General features: G+C 71.5%; 14 protein-coding genes. 5 read left to right on the forward strand and 9 right to left on the reverse strand.

The annotated features are described in order from the left end of the window. Nucleotides 1-9: 9 nt before the first annotated feature. A complete protein-coding gene (gene pyk / locus EKH77_RS07710; protein ID WP_126913664.1) occupies nucleotides 10-1,446 on the reverse strand; it encodes a pyruvate kinase in 1,437 nt (478 codons plus the stop codon). A 144-nt stretch (nucleotides 1,447-1,590) separates the two neighbouring features. After that, on the reverse strand, nucleotides 1,591-2,280 hold the full coding sequence (locus EKH77_RS07715; RefSeq protein WP_126913665.1) for an SIMPL domain-containing protein: 690 nt from the start codon (nucleotides 2,278-2,280) through the stop codon (nucleotides 1,591-1,593). Nucleotides 2,281-2,428: 148 nt separating this feature from the next. Here EKH77_RS07715 and EKH77_RS07720 point away from each other — a divergent pair, with 148 nt between their 5' ends. Beyond that, nucleotides 2,429-4,240, forward strand: coding sequence for a bifunctional metallophosphatase/5'-nucleotidase (locus tag EKH77_RS07720; protein ID WP_126913666.1), 1,812 nt, complete (start codon nucleotides 2,429-2,431; stop codon nucleotides 4,238-4,240). Here the strand turns inward: EKH77_RS07720 and EKH77_RS07725 are convergent. Beyond that, nucleotides 4,196-5,680 (reverse strand): lysine N(6)-hydroxylase/L-ornithine N(5)-oxygenase family protein, encoded by a 1,485-nt coding sequence (locus EKH77_RS07725; protein ID WP_126913667.1) that lies wholly within the window; start codon nucleotides 5,678-5,680, stop codon nucleotides 4,196-4,198. The genes EKH77_RS07720 and EKH77_RS07725 overlap by 45 nt on opposite strands. A gap of 245 nt (nucleotides 5,681-5,925) precedes the next feature. Here EKH77_RS07725 and EKH77_RS07730 point away from each other — a divergent pair, with 245 nt between their 5' ends. Next, entirely contained in the window at nucleotides 5,926-6,477 is a 552-nt protein-coding gene (locus EKH77_RS07730) for a F0F1 ATP synthase subunit B (protein ID WP_126913668.1), read from the forward strand. A 124-nt stretch (nucleotides 6,478-6,601) separates the two neighbouring features. On the opposite strand, the gene EKH77_RS07735 is transcribed toward EKH77_RS07730, so the two are convergent. Next, nucleotides 6,602-6,913 (reverse strand): chorismate mutase, encoded by a 312-nt coding sequence (locus EKH77_RS07735; protein ID WP_126913669.1) that lies wholly within the window; start codon nucleotides 6,911-6,913, stop codon nucleotides 6,602-6,604. Between the two features lie 10 nt (nucleotides 6,914-6,923). After that, on the reverse strand, nucleotides 6,924-7,814 hold the full coding sequence (locus EKH77_RS07740; RefSeq protein WP_126913670.1) for a helix-turn-helix domain-containing protein: 891 nt from the start codon (nucleotides 7,812-7,814) through the stop codon (nucleotides 6,924-6,926). A 188-nt stretch (nucleotides 7,815-8,002) separates the two neighbouring features. On the opposite strand from EKH77_RS07740, the gene EKH77_RS07745 reads away from it, so the two are divergent. After that, entirely contained in the window at nucleotides 8,003-9,793 is a 1,791-nt protein-coding gene (locus EKH77_RS07745; RefSeq protein WP_126913671.1) for a glycoside hydrolase family 35 protein, read from the forward strand. Between the two features lie 62 nt (nucleotides 9,794-9,855). Here the strand turns inward: EKH77_RS07745 and EKH77_RS07750 are convergent, their stop codons facing one another. Next, a complete protein-coding gene (locus EKH77_RS07750) occupies nucleotides 9,856-12,918 on the reverse strand; it encodes an endo-alpha-N-acetylgalactosaminidase family protein (protein ID WP_126913672.1) in 3,063 nt (1,020 codons plus the stop codon). Between the two features lie 122 nt (nucleotides 12,919-13,040). Here EKH77_RS07750 and EKH77_RS07755 point away from each other — a divergent pair, with 122 nt between their 5' ends. Next, on the forward strand, nucleotides 13,041-13,445 hold the full coding sequence (locus EKH77_RS07755; RefSeq protein WP_126913673.1) for a VOC family protein: 405 nt from the start codon (nucleotides 13,041-13,043) through the stop codon (nucleotides 13,443-13,445). A gap of 192 nt (nucleotides 13,446-13,637) precedes the next feature. Next, a complete protein-coding gene (locus EKH77_RS07760) occupies nucleotides 13,638-14,810 on the forward strand; it encodes an RICIN domain-containing protein (protein ID WP_126913674.1) in 1,173 nt (390 codons plus the stop codon). 47 nt (nucleotides 14,811-14,857) lie between these two features. Here EKH77_RS07760 and EKH77_RS07765 read toward each other — a convergent pair whose 3' ends face one another. The 3 genes from EKH77_RS07765 to EKH77_RS07775 all read right to left on the reverse strand — a co-directional run bounded on the left by EKH77_RS07765 (nucleotide 14,858) and on the right by EKH77_RS07775 (nucleotide 17,537). Continuing rightward, the gene (locus EKH77_RS07765; protein WP_240667260.1) at nucleotides 14,858-15,583 is read right to left on the reverse strand and encodes an MBL fold metallo-hydrolase; all 726 of its coding nucleotides are present in this window, start codon (nucleotides 15,581-15,583) and stop codon (nucleotides 14,858-14,860) included. Between the two features lie 107 nt (nucleotides 15,584-15,690). Next, nucleotides 15,691-16,857, reverse strand: a complete 1,167-nt coding sequence (locus EKH77_RS07770; protein ID WP_126913675.1) for a sensor histidine kinase — start codon at nucleotides 16,855-16,857, stop codon at nucleotides 15,691-15,693. Further along, nucleotides 16,854-17,537, reverse strand: a complete 684-nt coding sequence (locus tag EKH77_RS07775; RefSeq protein WP_126913676.1) for a response regulator — start codon at nucleotides 17,535-17,537, stop codon at nucleotides 16,854-16,856. The genes EKH77_RS07770 and EKH77_RS07775 overlap by 4 nt, the downstream gene beginning before the upstream one ends. Nucleotides 17,538-17,596 lie beyond the last annotated feature (59 nt).

Raw genomic sequence — 17,596 nt, forward strand, 5'->3', positions numbered from 1 at the left:
CCTACTCCTTTACTCCTTCGGCGCGTCGTCCTCCCCGATGTGGTGCACCCGCACCAGGTTCGTGGTCCCCGCCATTGCCGGCGGGGAGCCCGCCGTGATGATGACCATGTCGCCCTGGCGACAGCGCCCGATCCTCAGCAGGTACTCGTCCACCTGGTCGACCATCTCGTCCGTCGTCTCGACCACCGGGCCGAGGAACGTCTCCACGCCCCACGTCAGGTTGAGCATCGCCCGCGTCGCCGGCTCCGGCGTGAACGCCAGGAGCGGGATCGGCGAGCGGTAGCGCGAAAGCCGACGAGCCGTGTCACCGGATTGAGTGAAGGCCACAAGGAACGTCGCGCCGAGGAAGTCGCCCATTTCGGCCGCCGCGCGGGCGACGGCGCCGCCCTGGGTGCGGGGCTTGCTGCGCTCGGTCAGCGGCGGGAGGCCCTTCGCGAGGATGTCCTCCTCCGCCGCGATGACGATGCGTCCCATCGTGCGGACCGTCTCGACGGGGTACTTCCCGACGCTCGTCTCGCCGCTGAGCATCACCGCGTCCGTGCCGTCGATGACGGCGTTGGCGACGTCGGAGGCCTCGGCGCGCGTGGGGCGGGAGGCCTCGATCATCGAGTCGAGCATCTGCGTGGCGACGATGACCGGCTTGGCGTTGCGCTTCGCGAGTTTGATGGCGCGCTTCTGGACGATGGGGACGGATTCCAGGGGCATTTCGACGCCGAGGTCGCCGCGGGCGACCATGATGCCGTCGAACGCGGCCACGATGCCATCGAGGTTCTCGACGGCTTGGGGCTTTTCGATCTTGGCGATGACGGGGAGGTGGCGGCCTTCCTCGGCCATGACGCGGTGGGCGTCCTCGATGTCGCTCGCGCTGCGGACGAAGGAGAGGGCGATGATGTCGGCGCCGGTCCTGATGGCCCAGCGGAGGTCGTCGACGTCCTTTTCGGAGAGGGCGGGGACGGAGACGGCGACGCCGGGGAGGTTGAGCCCCTTGTGGTCGGAGACCATGCCTCCTTCGAGGACGAGGGTCTTGACGCGGGGGCCGGTGACCTGGACGACTTCGAGGGTGACGCGTCCGTCGTCGACGAGGACGCGTTCGCCCTTGGCGACATCGGAGGCGAGGCCGCTGTAGGTGGTGCCGCACTGGTGGCGGTCGCCTTCGACGTCTTCGACGGTGATGGTGAATTCGTCGCCGCGTTCAAGGAGTACGGGTCCTTCGCGGAATCGGCCCAGGCGGATCTTCGGGCCTTGAAGGTCGGCGAGTACGGCGACGTTGCGGCCGGTTTCCTCCGCTGCCTTGCGTACCCGCTGGTAGCGCGCTTCGTGGTCGGCGTACGTGCCGTGGCTGAGGTTGAAGCGGGCTACGTCCATGCCGGCTTCCACGAGTGCCTTGATCTGCTCGTACGAGTCGGTGGCGGGCCCAAGGGTGCAGACGATTTTCGCTCGGCGCATGGCACGACCTTATGACCTACCGGTGGGTAGAGAATTGGCCCTCCGCAACTGGCCAACGACCTTTCGGTAAAAGCTTGTTGACACCTTGTGAAACGTGCATGGGGGCGCTCTGATGAGCACCCCCATGCGTCCCCGGCCCGCTCCCTAGAGCGTCGGGCGGGTCATCGTAAAGCGGGCGTTGACGCTGGCGTAGACGGTCTGGCGCTGGGGTTCGAGGTCGAGCGCGGGCGGCGGCGTGGGCGCTCCGCCGTAGCCGGCCGAGCGCATCATGCCGCCGGGGGCGACGGGCATGGCCGGGACGGTGTTCTCGGCGCCGATGTCGGCGATCTCGACGACGGCGGCGAGTTCGGCGCCGAGGGCGGCGGCGTATTCGCGGGCGCGCTGGACGGCTTCGCGGACGGCTTGCCGACGGGCTTCGCCGTGGGCGGGCGAGTCGGGGCGGAGGCTCCACCAGGGGCCGTCGACGCTGGTGAGCTCGAGTTCGGCGAGGCGGGTGGCGAGTTCGCCGAGGGCGGTGAAGTCGGCGAGGGTGGCGGTGATGTGGACGTGGCCGTGGTAGGCGCGGACGCGTTCGTGGCGGCCCTTGTCGGTGAGCTGGGGGGTGACGCTGAAGGTTCCGGTCTCGGTCTTCTCGACGGCGTCGCCGTAGGACTTGAGGAGGTCGAGGACCTGGTTGTTGCGGCGGGTGAGGTCCTGGAGGGCGTTGCGGCGGTCGGTGCCGCGGGCGCTGACGGTGATGCCGATGCGGGCGATCTCGGGGTCGACTTCGAGGCGGGCTTCGCCGCGGACGGCGACGCGGGGGGCGTCGGGGGTTCCGTAGGGCAGATCGGTCATGGGGTCAGCGTCTCAGGCGGAGGTGGGGGCGGGGAGGGATGGCGCGTGGTGATGGGGATCGCAGGGGGTTGAGGGTGTTGGTGGGTGTGGGGGGTGGGTCAGAATCTACGCGCGTTGGTTCTGGATATGAATGGGGAGAACAGAACATATGCCGCTCAACCGTAGGAATTTCCTGGAGCGTACGGCCGTGACGGGCGCCGGTGTGGCGTTGGCGGGGGCCGTGGGGGCCGCGCCGGCCGAGGCGGAGGGGCTCGCCGGGGGCGGGGGTGCTCGCCGGAAGAAGCGGTACGCGTTGACCGTGATGGGGACGACCGACCTCCACGGCAATGTCTTCAACTGGGATTACTTCACCGATGCCGAGTTCGACGACAAGACGCACAATGACGTCGGTCTTGCCAAGATTTCGACGCTGGTGGGGCAGGTGCGGGCCGAGAAGGGCCGGCGGAACACTCTGCTGATCGACGCGGGTGACACGATTCAGGGCACCCAGCTTTCGTACTACTATGCGAAGGTGGATCCGATCACGGGTGCGGGTGGCCCGGTGCATCCGATGGCGCGGGCGATGAACGCGATCGGGTACGACGCGGCGGCGGTCGGCAACCATGAGTTCAATTACGGCATTCCGACGCTGCGGAAGTTCGAGGAGCAGTGTGATTTTCCGCTGCTGGCGGCGAACGCGCTGGATGCCAAGTCGCTGCGGCCGGCGTTCCGTCCGTATGTGATCAAGCGGGTGTGTACTCCGCACGGTCGTGATGTGCGGGTGGCGATTCTGGGTCTGACCAATCCGGGGATCGCGATCTGGGACAAGGCGAATGTGCAGGGGAAGATGGTGTTCCCGGGGCTGGAGGAGCAGGCGGCGAAGTGGGTGCCGAAGCTGCGGTCCATGGGTGCCGATGTGGTGATCGTGGCGGCGCATTCGGGTTCGAGTGGTACGTCGTCGTACGGCGATCAGTTGCCGTATGTGGAGAACGCCGCTGCGCTGGTGGCGGAGCGGGTGCCGGGTATCGACGCGATTCTGGTGGGGCATGCGCATACGGAGATTCCCGAGTACCGGGTGACGAACAAGGAGTCCGGTAAGCAGGTGGTGCTTTCGGAGCCGCTGAAGTGGGGGCAGCGGTTGACGTTGTTCGACTTCGGTCTGGTGTGGGAGCGGGGCCGCTGGCAGGTGGAGTCCGTCGCGGCGAAGGTGCTGAATTCCAACACCGTGGCGGAGGACCGCCGGATCACCGGGATGCTGGTCAAGGAGCACCGGAAGGTCGTGACGTATGTGAATCAGGTGATCGGTACGTCGTCGGCGGTGATGAGTGCGGCGGAGGCGGCGTACAAGGACACGCCGATCATCGATTTCATCAATCATGTGCAGGCGGAGACGGTGAAGACGGCTCTGGCCGGCACGGCCTATGCCTCGCTCCCCGTTCTGTCGCAGGCGTCGTGTTTCTCGCGGACGGCGTCGGTTCCGGCGGGGAAGGTGACGATTCGCGAGGTGGCGGGGCTGTATCCGTTCGAGAACACGCTGGAGGCGCGGCTGCTGACCGGTGCGCAGCTGCGGGCATATCTGGAATTCTCGGCGCACTATTACGTGCGGACGGCTCCCGGCGCTCCGGTCGACCCGGCGAAGCTGACGAACGCCGAGTCGATTCCGGATTACAACTATGACGTGGTGAGCGGTCTCTCCTATGAGATCGACATCGCGAAGGAGCCGGGTTCGCGGATCGTGAATCTTTCGTTCCGGGGGAAGCCCCTCGACGACGCGGCGGAGTTCGTGCTGGCGGTGAACAATTACCGGGCGAGTGGTGGCGGGAATTTCCCGCATGTCGCGCGGTCGAAGCAGCTGTGGGCGAATTCCGAGGAGATCCGTAACACGATCATCGGCTGGGTGAAGGCCAAGGGTTCCATTGATGTGGGGGCGTTCGCGTCAGTGGACTGGAAGCTGACGCGGGATGGTGTGCCGATTTTCTGAACCGGTACCGCCTGAGCCGGTGCCGCCTGAAGCGGTGCCGCCTGAGCCGGTGCCGCCGACGGCGTGCTGGGGCCGTGGCTGGGTCCGCGGCTCCAGGCCGAAGGTGGTGAAGGCCGTGCGGTGGGGCAGGGGGTATGCCGTGCGGCCGATGAGGGCGTTGAGGATGACGGCGCTGCGCCAGGCGGCGAGTCCGAGGTCGGGGGCGCCGACGCCGTGGGTGTGGGTTTCGGCGTTCTGGACGTGGATGGCGCCCTTGACGGAGGGGTCGAGGACGAGCCGGTGGTGTTCGTCGACGCGGGCGCGGCCGTTGGAGTCGCGGCGGATGTAGGGGTCGAGGGCGGCGAGGAGGGTGTCGACGCGGCGTTCGCGGTAGCCGGTGGCGAGGACGACGGCGTCGGTGGTGAGGCGGGAGCGGCTGCCCTGCTGGGTGTGTTCGAGGTGGAGTTCGACGCGGGTGGTGCCGACGCGGCCGGCGGTGCGGACGAAGACTCCGGGGGTGAGGACGGCGTCGGGCCAGCCGCCGTGGAGGCTGCGGCGGTAGAGCTCGTCCTGGATGTCGGCGATGGTGTGGCGGTCGATGCCCTGGTGGAGCTGCCATTGCTGGGGCAGGACCTGGTCGCGGACGGGTTCGGGCAGGGCGCGGAAGTAGTGGGTGTAGTCGGGGGTGAAGTGCTCCAGGCCGAGCTTGCTGTACTCCATGGGCGCGAAGGCCGGGGTGCGGGCGAGCCAGTGGAGGCGTTCGCGGCCGACGGGGCGGCTGCGGAGGAGGTCGAGGAAGATCTCCGCGCCGGACTGGCCGGAGCCGATCACGGTGATGTGTTCGGCGTCGAGGATCTTGTCGCGGTGGTCGAGGTAGTCGGCGGAGTGGGTGACGGGGACGTTGGGGGCTTCGGCGAGGGGGCGCAGGGGTTCGGGGATGTAGGGGGCGGTGCCGACGCCGAGGACGAGGTTGCGGGTGTAGGCGCGGCCGAGGGCGTCGGCTTCGCCTTCGGGGTCGAGCTGGGTGTAGTCGATCTCGAAGAGGACGCGTTCGGGGTTCCAGCGGACGGCGTCGATGTGGTGGTTGAAGTGGAGGCCGGGGAGGTTCTGGCTGACCCAGCGGCAGTAGGCGTCGTATTCGGCGCGGTGGATGTGCTGGCGCTCGGAGAAGTAGAAGGGGTAGAGGCGCTCTCGGGTCCTGAGGTAGTTCAGGAATGACCAGGGGCTGGTGGGGTCGGCGAGGGTGACGAGGTCCGCGAGGTAGGGGACCTGGAGGGTGGTGCCGTCGATGAGCAGGCCGGGGTGCCAGTGGAAGGCGGGGTTCTGGTCGTAGAAGGCGACGCGGAGGTCGGAAAGGGGCTGGGCGAGGGCGGCGAGGGAGAGGTTGAAGGGGCCGATGCCGATGCCCACGAGGTCCAGGGGTTGGTCCGGGGCGGATGCGGGGGTCTGGGGGGTGGTCATCGGGGCGAGTGGCCTTCCACGAGTTTCAAACGGGCACGGGCAGCACCGACCGGCCAAGCTACCGGCTGTGCACGTGCCGTGACCCGGGGTGCGGGAGGTTTCGCCCGATGGTGGGTATTGGGTGGCCGGGCCTTGTGGCGGGGCCGAGTTGGGGTGTGGGGGGCGGGGCCGGCCGGGGGCCCTCGGGCGGGGTTCGGCGGGGTCGGGGGCGGGACGGGGCGGCGCCGCAAGGTAATGTGCACACCATGGCCATGACTTTCGCTCTCGACGTAGGGCCCCTGAAGCCCGACCTCGCCCCGCTCGTTCTGGGCCTGGTGCTGTTCTTCCTCGTCTTCGCCGTGATGGCGAAGGCGATCCTTCCCCGGATCAACAAGGTCCTCGTCGAGCGCGAGCAGGCCACCGAGGGCCGGATGGACGAGGCGGAGGAGACGCGCGCCGAGGCGGCGCGGGTCCACGCCGAGTACCAGGAGCTGCTGGCGGAGGCCCGCCACGAGGCCGCCCGGCTGCGCCAGGAGTCCCTCGAGCAGGGCAACGCGATCATCGCGGAGCTGCGTGCCGAGGGTCAGCGTCAGCGCGAGGAGATCATCTCCGCGGGTCACGCGGTGATCGACGCCGAGCGCGCGGTGGCCGAGGCCGAGCTGCGCGAGCAGGTGGGCGCGCTGGCCACGGAGCTGGCGGGCCGGATCGTCGGCGAGCCGATGGCGGACTACGCCCGGCAGAGCGGCGTCGTCGACCGTTACCTGGACGAGCTGCGCACGGCGAAGGCGTCGGACGCGGCGGGCGAAGCGCGCGGCTGACGACAGCGGAGCCAGCCATAGGCCTTAAGGCTCCCGTGCCCCTGTAGGGGCGCGGGAGCTTTTTGTCGTTCCCGGGGAGTCTTTTGTCGTCCCCGGGGCCGGGCCCGGCCGGGTCCGGGGGTGGTCAGGCGCGGGCGATGGTCTCGTGGTGGCGGATGACCTCGGCGATGATGAAGTTCAGGAACTTCTCGGCGAAGGCCGGGTCGAGCTTGGCGTTCTCGGCGAGCTCGCGCAGCCGGGCGATCTGGCGGGCCTCGCGGGAGGGGTCGGCGGGCGGCATCTTGTGCTCGGCCTTGAGGTGACCGACCTGCTGGGTGCACTTGAACCGTTCGGCGAGCATGTGGATCACCGCCGCGTCGATGTTGTCGATGCTGTCGCGCAGCCGGCTCAGCTCGGCGCGTACGGACTCGTCGATGACGTTGTTGTTCTTCTCCACGGTGACGACCCTATGCGGACGGGCGTGGTCCGATGACCGGTGGGTGCTCCGGATCGGGGACGGTGCTGCTCCAGCCGCCCGGCATGGCTCGGCCCTGGTGTTCGCGGAAGCGGACGGGTGCGGTGCCCACCCTTCGGGTGAAGAGGCGGCTGAAGTAGGCGGGGTCGGTGTAGCCGACGCGGCGGGCGACGGCGGCGACGGGGAGCTCGGTGGCGGCGAGGAGTTCCTTGGCGCGGCCGAGGCGGATGCCGAGGAGGTAGTCCTTGGGGCTGCATCCGGCGCCGCGGCGGACGGCGGTGCGCAGTTCGGCGGGGGTCATGCCGTGGCGGGCGGCGTGCTGGGCGACGGTCAGGGGGAGGAAGGCGTCGCGGGCGAGGGCGTGGAGGAGGGGGTCGGTGTCGCCGGTGGTGTCGGCGCGGGAGCGGCGCAGGGCGACGAGGAGTTCGTGGACGGCGGCGGAGGTCTCGACTTCGAGGTGGGGGTTGCCGCGGCGGGCGGCGCGGGCGATGCGGGTGATGGCGGCGCGGGCGGCGGTGGTGTCGGTGAGGGGGAGGACGGGCCGGTCGGGGTCGATGTAGCCGAGTTCGGTGTAGGCGGTGACGGCGGTGCCGGTGAAGTCGACGAAGCTTTCGTCCCAGCCGGGTCCGGGGGCGGCGCCGTAGTGGTGGGGGACGCCGGGGAGGAGCTGGATGAGGGCGGGGGCGGTGACGGTGGTCAGGCGGTGGTCGGGGGTGCGGTACCAGCCGGTGCCGGCGCTGATGACGACGGCGACGTGGTGGTCGAGGGTGCGGGGGCCGACGGTGGGGAGGGCGCCGTGCTGGAGGCCGACGCCGAGGCAGACGAGGCCGAGCCGGTGGTGGACGGGGCCGGGCGTGAAGTAGCGCATCCAGGTGTGGTACACGCGTGTCCGCCCTCCGCGGCTGCCGGGTGTCGGTGTCCGGGTGTCGGGTGCCCGGGTCTCCGGATGGCGTGTCCGGGTGTCCGGGTGTCCAATCAGGGCTGATCTTTGTCCATGGCCTTCGCCGCCGCCAGAGGGCGAGGATGGTCGGCGTTCGCGCTGTCCGGGCGGTGGGTGGGGAGGCGGGGCTCGTGCCGCGGTTCGTGGTGGGGGACGAGGATTTCGAGCTCGACGGGCGGCCGGTGCGTCTGCTGTCGGGGGCGCTGCATTACTTCCGGGTGCATGAGGGGCTGTGGGCGCATCGGCTGGGGATGCTGCGGGCGATGGGGCTGACGTGTGTGGAGACGTACGTCCCCTGGAATTGGCATGCTCCGGTCGAGGGCGGCCCGGTGGACATGGGGCCGTTGGGGCGGTTCCTGGACGCGGTGGCGGCGGCGGGGATGTTCGCGATCGTGCGGCCGGGTCCGTACATCTGCGCGGAGTGGGAGAACGGTGGGCTGCCGGCGTGGGTGACCGGGGGGCTGGGGTCACGGGTGCGGACGCGGGACGAGGGGTTCCTGCGGGCGGTGGACGGCTGGCTGGCCCTGGTGGCGGAGCAGGTGGTGGGGCGGCAGGTGGACCGGGGTGGTCCGGTGGTGCTGCTGCAGGTGGAGAACGAGTACGGGTCGTACGGCAGCGACCGGGTTTATCTGCGGTGGCTCGTCCAACGGTGGAAGGCGTTGGGGGTGACGGTTCCGCTGGTGACGTCGGACGGTCCGGAGGAGCACATGCTGTCGGGCGGTTCGGTGCCCGGCGTGCCGGCGACGGTGAATTTCGGCGCGGGGGCGCGTGAGGCGTTCGGGGTGCTGCGGCGGTTCCGGCCGGGTGGTCCGTTGATGTGCATGGAGTTCTGGTGCGGCTGGTTCACGCACTGGGGCGCGGAGGAGGCCGTGCGGGGGGCGGAGGACGCGGCGGGGGCGCTGCGGGAGGTCCTGGAGTGCGGGGCGTCGGTGAACCTCTACATGGCGCACGGGGGGACGAGTTTCGGTGGCTGGGCGGGGGCGAACCGGGCCGGTGAGGATCATCTGGGTGCGTTGCTGCCGACGGTGACGTCGTACGACTACGACGCGCCGGTGGACGAGTACGGCCGGGCGACGGCGAAGTTCTGGGCGTTCCGTGAGGTGCTGGCCGGCTTCCGCGAGGGGACGGCCGGGGCGGCGGGTCCGGTGCCGGATCCGCCGCCCGCGCCGCCGGTGCTGGGGGCTCCGGTGGTGAGGCGGCTGGAGCGGTGGGCGCCGCTGGACGGGGTCGTGGACGCGCTGGGGGGCGCGGAGAGCGAGACGGCCCTGCCGCCGGTGTTCGAGGACCTGGGGGTGGACCGGGGGCTGGTGCGGTACCGCTTCGAGATCCCGGGCCCCCGGAAGGCGTCCCCGTTGTGGGTGCTGGGGCTGCGCGACCTCGCGGTGGTGACCGTGCACGGGGCGCGGGTGGCGGTGGTCGAGGGCACCCCGGATCCGGTGCTGATCGGTGAGGTCGCGGGGCCGGCCGTGGTGGAGCTGTGGGTGGAGTCGCTGGGCCGGGTGAACTACGGGCCGCGGCTCGGGGAGGCCAAGGGCATCACGGGCGGGCTGCTGCACGAGCGGCAGTATGTGCACGGGGTGCGGGCGCGGGGGCTGCGGCTGGCGGCGCTGGAGGAGCCCGGGGCGTCGGCGCGGGTGCCGTGGCGGGCGGGGCCGGGTGGGGGGCCGGGGCTGTACGGGGGGACGTTGTGGGTGGTGGGGGCGGGGGACGCGGTGCTGGAGGTGCCCGGCGGGGTACGGGGGTTCGTGTGGGTCAACGGTTTCTGTCTGGGGCGTTACTGGGACCGGGGTCCGCGTCGTCCGCTGTACGTTCCGGGGCCGGTGTTGCGCGAGGGGGCGAACGAGGTGCTGGTGCTGGAGCTGGAGGGGCCGGGCGAGCCGGAGGTCCGGCTGGGCGGAGTGCCCGGCCACGACGGGGGCTGAGCGTCCGTCCCGCTGGTCACCGGCCGATGACGGTGGCCAACGGGACGGAACCCCGTGGTGGTTTATTGCCCTACCAACTGCACGATGAAGCGGTCCAGGCAGAACTCAGCAGTCCCGTTGTCCCCCACTTTCCGCAGTCCCACCCACGCCTCACCCGTATCCGGTGCCGTGAACTCGTACGAGAAGGTGGCCGGTCGCACGGCGACGGGGAGGGGCGTACGGACCAGTTCGCGCGCTCCCGGTTCGTCGACGGCCGTCACCCATGCGTACTGGCCCGCCCGCTCGTTCTCGTAGCGGAAGGACACCCGGTGGCGGCGCCCCGGCGCGAAGCGCACGGTGTGGGGGACGGTGCGGTAGACCACCCCGGGGTTCTCGCCGCGCGACTTCAGCGACTGGGTGCCGTCTATGACGTCGTCGACGGCCTTGCCGTTCCAGCCGCGCTGGGTGTAAGGCGCGTGCCGCTGGGCGATGTGGGTGCGCGGGTCTGTGGCCCCGCCCGCGTCCCCCTTGACGAAGGGGCCCCAGCCCTGGGGTACGTTCTCGAAGTCCTCGAGGACGAGGGCGCCCTCGGCGTCGGCCCTGCGGCCGGGCACGACGCGGACGGCGTCGAACCGCACCCGCGCCCGCCCGGGGCCGGCGGTCAGGGCGAGGGTCACGGGCCCGCCGCCCTCCGGCACGGTGAACCAGGTGAACATCCGCTGGAAGCGGGTGCCGTGCTTGCGGTCGGCGGCCACGAAGTTGACGGCCGTGGAGGTGTCCGTCCAGTTCGCCGCGGTGATCCCGTCGGCCGTGCGGACGCTCAGCGCGGCCCGGCGCCGCTCCCCCGCGACCGCGCCGACCTCGACCTGCGCGGACGCCGCGTAGGTACCGGGCCGCAGCCGGGCGAGTCGCTGACCGACGGTGGCCGCCTCCCCCGCGCCGATCACCAGTTCCCAGTCGCCGAGGGCGCCGCGCTCGACGCGGGCGGGGCCCCTGACCTGCCAGGCGTCGAGGGTGCCGGAGGTGAAGGACGGGTCGCGCAGCGGGGTGCCCTCGCCCCAGCGGGGGTCGCGGCGGCGCGGGCGTTCGTCCGGGCGGGTCAGGACGTAGGGCCGGCCGGGGGCGGCCCGAAGGGTGACGCGGCCGTCCCTTACGGGCAGCCGGAGGGTGTCGGCGCGGCCCTGGTCGGTGAGGCGGTGGAGGGCGACGGTGCGCAGCCCGGACCAGGCGCGGGGCAGGGTCCAGGTGGTGGTGCCGCCGTGCGGGTTGTAGTGGTAGAGCCTGCCGGGGTCGGTGGCGCGGCGGGGTTCCCAGGGCAGGAGGTAGGTGTCGCCGCGGAGGACGACGCGTCCATCGGTGGTGATCGTCCTGGTGCCGTCGGCGTCCGAGACGGAGGTCCTGGCCGGGCCGGCGAAGGTGATCTCGTGGTCGGTCCAGGTGAGGATCGGGTGTGCCTGGAGGTATTTGGCGGGGAGGTTGTGGGTCCAGATCAGGCGGTGGAAGGCCGTCCAGTCGGCCTTGCCCTGCCAGCCTTCGAAGGTGCCGAGCCGGGCGGTGCCCAGGAGGGGCCATTTGTCGGCGAAGACGTCCTTCTGGTGGTGGCGGATGAAGCGGATGAGCCGGGAGTTGACGCCGCGTGAGGTGTCGGGTCCGTAGTCGGTCTCGGTGGCCCAGTGGGACCAGAGGCTGGAGCGTTCGAGTCCGTGTCCCCATTCGGTGGTGATCCGCCAGCCCTGGGCGCGCAGTTCGCGCTGGAGGCGGTCGGAGGTCCAGCCGGATTCGCGGAAGACGTCGATGTAGAGGGTGTCGAGTGCCGGGTCGGTCTCCTCGCGCAGCCGGCGGAAGCGGCGGACGATGTCGCCGGAGAGCAGGTCGCGGCGGGCGTCGATGCGGTAGGACTGGTCGAGCCAGTCCCATTGGGGGTCGTTCCTGTCGACGAGCGTCTCGGAGAAGGCGTGGGCGACGGGGTAGGACTCGGTGGTGTTGACGTGGACGGCGAAGTCGCTGTTCCAGCGCTTTCCCGCGCGCAGCAGGGTGTTGAGGTCGGTGAGACCGCCGGCTCGGGTGTTGTAGTTGCCACCGTAGTCGGGGTGGGCGGAGTCGTGGCCCTCGGACTGGTAACCCTTCAGGAGGGTGAACTGCCGCAGCCCGTCGGTGGCGAGGTGGATCCGCTTGACGCTGTCGAGGACGGCGAGGAACGGGTTGGTGGCCTGGCTGGCGAAGTTGAAGGGGATGTGGGGGACGACGCGCAGGTGCTGCTCGTCGGCGCCGAGCGGCTCGGTCATGATGTCGCGCGTGGCGATGGCCGCGTCCTGCCAGTCGGCGCGCCCGTCGCCGTTGCGGTCGCGGGTGACGACGACGTGGACGTACGGCAGGGGCTCGGTGTCGTGGCCGGGGGCGCCGGCGGCGCGGTGGGTCCACTGGCCGCAGGTCAGCTGGGCCTTGGTGTAGCCGTCGCGGGCGAGGACCTGTCGGCGGAAGCGGCCGTTCTCCCAGGCGGTGGCGGCGTCGGGCCGGTCGTGGACGGTGTTCGTCTCGATGCCGCCGCCGAGTTCGCCGGTGGCGACGACGGCGTAGGCGCAGCCGGTGGGTGTGGCGTCGGGCGGTGTGGTGGGGGTGGGGCGGATGTGGGTGTCGCCGCTCTTGGCGGCGTCCAGCTGGAGGCGGGCGGCGAGGAGTTCCGCGCCGGGCTGGGTGCTGCGGACGGAGAGGAAGGCGAGGCCGGGGATTCGCAGGGTGCCGACGGGGAGTCCGGGGGCCTCGGCGATCCGGGTGACGCGCCAGTCGACGCGGGAGCCGTGGACGTGGATCTCGACGTCGACGCGGGTGCCGGCGGGAAGGGTGAGGATGTAGGTGGCGCGGTCGGCGGCGAGGGACACGGTGACGTCCGGCCTGTGCTCGGTCTCGTCGACGAGCAGGGAGGCGACGGGGTCCTCCTGGCCGTGGAGGACGGCACCGGTGGCGCGGTCGGTGTAGGAGACGATCCGGGGGAAGGCCGTGTCGACGCGTACGTCCAGGGTCTCGGAGCGCAGGAGGGCTTCACCGGCCTCCCGCGCCGCCGCGCGGGCGGGCCTCAGGCCGATGCCCGCGAGGGCCGCGGTGGCGACGACGGCGCGACGGCTGGGGCCGGTGGCTTCTTCTGTCACGCCGTCACTGTGTGACGGCAGGGGCGAAGGTGACCATGGACAAAGCCTGTTGCCGTCTTGGACTAATTGGACTGTCGAAAAGACGATGCGGAATTCCGCGGGCGGCGCGGCATCATGACGTCATGATCGCGAAACTGCAGTGTGTCGTCGTCGACTGTCCCGATCCGCTCGCCCTGGCGCGCTTCTACTCCGCCGTACTCGGCTGGCGGGTGGACGCCGACGACAGCGACCCCGGCTGGGTGTGGCTGACCGATCCGGCCACGCGGCAGCGGATCGCCTTCCAGCGGGTGGAGGGCGAGTACGTCCCGCCCCGGTGGCCGGACCCCGCGCATCCGCAGCAGATGCACCTGGACTTCGACGTCGACACCCGCGCGGACGTGGAGCGCGCCCAGCGGGAGGTCGTCGCGCTCGGTGCGACGTTCCTGCACGACAGCGGCGGGCGGGAGCGCGGGTTCGTGGTGTTCGCCGACCCGGCCGGGCATCCCTTCTGCCTCTGCTACGGGCAGCAGGGGGTGGTGCCGTCCTGAGACGCCCCGAGGTCGTCCCGGGGTCGTCCCGAGGCCGTCCCGAGGCCGTCCCGAGGCCGTCCCGAAGATAAGGAATGCGCCATATCACTTGTTTCCGCCGTCTAGCCGAGCTTGATCCACTTCTGGGATCATCGTCCCGGCCGTCCGGACCGTGCCAGCTTCTCCCGCACTTCGCCCACTAAGGACCTCGAGATGATGTCTGGCAGACGTCCGCGCGCCGCGTGGCTCACGGCTCTCCTTCCCGCCGCCCTCGCGGCCGGCCTGCTCACCTCCGCGCCGGCGCACGCCGTCGTCGGCGACCCGGTCGCCGACGGCGCCTACGCGTTCACCGCGAAGGTGGACATCGGCGACGGCAAGCGGAGCTGCTCGGGCGCGCTGGTGGACCAGCGCTGGGTGATGACCGCGGCGGGCTGCTTCGCCGACGGCACCACCAAGCCCGCCGCCGGGGCGCCCAAGCTCAAGACCACGGTGACGGTCGGCCGTACCGACCTCGGCACCGACAAGGGCCGCACGGTGGCGGTCACCGAGCTGCTCACCCGGGACGACCGCGACGTCGTCCTGGCCAAGCTGGCCGAGCCCGTCACCGACGTCGCCCCGATCGCCATCGGCGCGACCGCGCCCGCCCAGGGCGAGGCGCTGCGCGTCACCGGTTACGGCCGGACGAAGGACGAGTGGGTGCCCTCCCGGCTCCACTCGGCCGCCTTCACCGTCGCGTCGGTCCAGGGCACCACGATCGGCCTCGCCGCCAAGGCCCCGGCCGACGCGAGCGTCTGCAAGGGCGACAGCGGCGGCCCGGCGTTCCGGGAGAAGGACGGCCGCGCCGAGCTGACGGCCATCAGCACCGCCTCCTGGCAGACCGGCTGCCTCGGCTCCACCGAGACCCGCAAGGGCGTCACCGAGACCCGCGTGGACGACCTCGGCCCGTGGGTCCGGCAGGCCCGGCTGAAGACGGCGTCCCTGATGAACGACTTCAGCAAGCGCTGCCTGGTGGTGTCCTGGCGGACGCCGGACAACGGCGCTCCGGCCACGCAGTACGACTGCAACCCGGCCTACGGCGACCAGGTGTGGGAGCTGGAGTCCGTCGCGACCGGCGGCTACCAGATCCGCAACTCCCTCAGCAAGCGCTGCCTCGTCGTCTACGCCAACGGCCAGGACAACGGCTCGCCGGCCGCCCAGCACGACTGCAACTCCGCCTGGTCCGACCAGGTGTGGGACCTCGTGCCGGTCGCGAGCGGCGGCTACCAGATCCGCAACACCTACAGCAAGCGGTGCCTGGTCGTCTTCTCCCGGGACAGCGAGAACGGCTCGCCGGCCGCTCAGTACGACTGCAACCCGGCCTGGTCCGACCAGGTCTGGAAGATCTGACCCACGAACGGGTGACGAGCGGGGGCGCCGGTGGCGCCCCCGCTTCCTCATGCGGTCAGACTGTCGGCCACGGCCTTCAGGGCCTCCCCCGCCCCGCCCACGATCGGCGTGCCATGGCCGAAACAGGCCGTTTGAACTCCCAGCGCCGACTGACGGTGGAAGGAGGCGATGGCACGGGGCCGGTCGACGTTGAAGACGCCCAGCATCAGCTGGCCGACGTTGGCGATGGTGTCACCCGTGAACAGCACCCCGGAGCGCGTCAGATGCAGGGCCGTGCTGCCTTCCGTGTGACCCGGCACCGGCACGACCCGGACCTCCTCGCCCCAGTCCAGGACGTCCCCCTCCCCCAGCTCCAGGTCCACCCGGCACGGCCGCGGCGCCGGCACGCCCGCGAGGCCCCCCTGCACGGACTCGAACAGCGGGATCTCCCACTCTTCCAGCACCGGCGGCGGCTCCGGCACCTCGCCCCGGATCACGGCCGCGTCCCCCGCGCCCGCCAGCACCCTCGCCCCCGTCGCCTCGGCCAGCTCGGCCGCCGAGCCCATGTGGTCCAGGTGGGAGTGGGTCAGCACGATGTCCCGGACGTCCTCCGGGCGGGCGCCCAGCTTCGCCAGCTCGTCCAGCACGCGCTCCGCGTGCCCCGGCAGCCCCGTGTCCACCAGCGCCCAGCCCTCCGCGCCCGGCAGGCGCACCGCGTAGGCCTGGCCCGCGGTGAACGTCATCATCCAGATATCGGGGGTCACTTGAGAGGTTTCGATCGTCATCGCCGTCATACGGTCACGCTAGGCACGCGCCCCCGGCCGCCCCAAGGCTTTGCGCCGTCGGCGGATTGAGCGCCCGGCGAACACGCCCACGCCACCACCGCACCGACGAGGGACCGTCACACCTGCCCGGCCCGGGCCGCCCGGTCCACCGGGAACAGCGCCGTCACCTGCCAGCCGCCCTCCGGCGCCGGCCCGGCCCGCAGCGAGCCGCCCATCGCCTTGGCGCGCTCGGCCAGCCCGACGAGACCGAAGCCGCCGCCCCGGGCCTTCTCCGGCAGCTGCGCGCCCCGCCCGCCGTCGTCCGCGATGCGCAGCTCGACGCCCGAGGGGACGCCGCGCACCCCGATCCGTACGGCCGTGGCGTCGGCGGCGTGCTTGCGGATGTTGGTGAGGGACTCGCGGACGACGCGGTGGACGCCCGCCGCGACCTCGGCCGGGATCCAGGTCTCCATGCCCCGCTCGATGTACAGGGCGACGGGCGGGCCCGTCCGGGCGAAGTCCTCGGTCAGGGCGCGGACCTCGGGCAGCCCGGCGACGGGCTCGGTCTCGGCCTCCCCCTCGCGCAGCACGCCGACCAGGCGGCGCATGGCGCCCAGCGCCTCGCTCGCCGACGTCTCGATGCGCTGGAAGGCGCCGGCCGCCGCGGGGCCCTCCAGGGCCGTGAAGCGGGCGGCCTGGGCCTGCACCGCGATGCCCGTGACGTGGTGGGCGACGAGGTCGTGGAGTTCACGGGCGAGTTCGAGCCGTTCGGCGGTGCGGACGGCGGCCAGGTCGCGGACGCGCTGGCGGGCGTGGCCGCGCAGCAGCAGGGAGTAGGTGCCGACGACCACCAGCAGCAGGGAGAAGATCGCGGTGAACCACTGGGGGTTGAGGTCGCGCATGGGCGCGGCGACGATCGCGACGGCGAGCAGCGGCCCGAGGACGCCCGCGGCGCGGCCGGTGGCGCGGCTGACGACGACGGTGAGCAGCACGAGCAGGGCGACGTCCTCGCCCATGCCCCACACGATCCGGGGGTGCCGGCCGATCATCAGGACGGCTGAGGCGGTCAGGGAGACGGTGACCGCGACGCTCGCGCGGACGGTCAGCGGGATCCAGCCGTAGGGGACGGCGCAGAGGCAGACGAGGACACCGGAGGCGAGGACGACGGCATGCGGGGTGCTCGGCTGGCTGGCCAGCCTGCTGCCCTCGAAGGCGACGAGGCCGAGCAGGACCGTCCCCAGGGCGGCCTTGGCGACTGTGGCCCGCCGGGGGTACCGGACGGCCCATCCGGCCCATCTGCTCATGTGCCGCCCGTGGCCAGCCCGCTCTCCCAGGCCCAGGCGGCGATCTCGACGCGGTTCCTGGCGTCGAGCTTGAGCTGCACGTTGGCCAGGTGGGTCTTGACCGTGGACAGGGAGACGAACAGTTCGGCGGCGATCTCGGCGTTGGTGGCGCCGCGGGCGAGGCAGCGCACGACGTCGGCCTCGCGGTCGGTGAGGGGTTCGGAGGGCCGCCGGGCGGCGGGGGGCGCGCCCGTGCCGCCGGGGGCCATGTCGCGCAGCAGCCGGACGGTGATCGCCGGGGAGATCAGGGAGTCGCCCACGGCGGCGGCGTGGACGGCCTCGACGAGCATGGCGGGGCTGGCGTCCTTCAGCAGGAAGCCGGAGGCGCCGTTGCGCAGCGCGGTGTGGACGTATTCGTCGAGGTCGAAGGTGGTGACGATGACGATGCGGGGGCGCTGTGCGCGGTCGGGGTGCCCGGCTGTGCGGGCGGACAGCCGGCGGGTGACCTCCAGTCCGTCGATCTTGGGCATGCGGATGTCGAGGAGGAGGACGTCGGGGTCGTGCTCGTCGACGGCGGCCAGGGCGGCCTCGCCGTCGACGACATCGGCGACGACCTCGATGTCGGGCTGGCTCTCCAGGATCATCCGGAACCCGGTGCGGACCATCTCCTGGTCGTCCGCGATGACCACGCTGGTCGACATACTGTGCCCTCGCTCCTCGGAAGCCTCGGCAGGAGCCATGGAAAAGCCATGGCGCGGTC

It is taken from the genome of Streptomyces luteoverticillatus (assembly GCF_003970715.1).
Taxonomy (GTDB): Bacteria; Actinomycetota; Actinomycetes; order Streptomycetales; family Streptomycetaceae; genus Streptomyces; species Streptomyces abikoensis.

Coding starts and splice junctions, on each gene's coding strand:
- EKH77_RS07770 (WP_126913675.1), bottom strand. CDS start 16,857: ATGAGCAGATGGGCCGGATGGGCCGTCCGGTACCCCCGGCGGGCCACA.
- EKH77_RS07765 (WP_240667260.1), bottom strand. CDS start 15,583: ATGACGGCGATGACGATCGAAACCTCTCAAGTGACCCCCGATATCTGG.
- EKH77_RS07760 (WP_126913674.1), top strand. CDS start 13,638: ATGATGTCTGGCAGACGTCCGCGCGCCGCGTGGCTCACGGCTCTCCTT.
- EKH77_RS07720 (WP_126913666.1), top strand. CDS start 2,429: ATGCCGCTCAACCGTAGGAATTTCCTGGAGCGTACGGCCGTGACGGGC.
- EKH77_RS07725 (WP_126913667.1), bottom strand. CDS start 5,680: ATGACCACCCCCCAGACCCCCGCATCCGCCCCGGACCAACCCCTGGAC.
- pyk (WP_126913664.1), bottom strand. CDS start 1,446: ATGCGCCGAGCGAAAATCGTCTGCACCCTTGGGCCCGCCACCGACTCG.
- EKH77_RS07730 (WP_126913668.1), top strand. CDS start 5,926: ATGGCCATGACTTTCGCTCTCGACGTAGGGCCCCTGAAGCCCGACCTC.
- EKH77_RS07755 (WP_126913673.1), top strand. CDS start 13,041: ATGATCGCGAAACTGCAGTGTGTCGTCGTCGACTGTCCCGATCCGCTC.
- EKH77_RS07715 (WP_126913665.1), bottom strand. CDS start 2,280: ATGACCGATCTGCCCTACGGAACCCCCGACGCCCCCCGCGTCGCCGTC.
- EKH77_RS07775 (WP_126913676.1), bottom strand. CDS start 17,537: ATGTCGACCAGCGTGGTCATCGCGGACGACCAGGAGATGGTCCGCACC.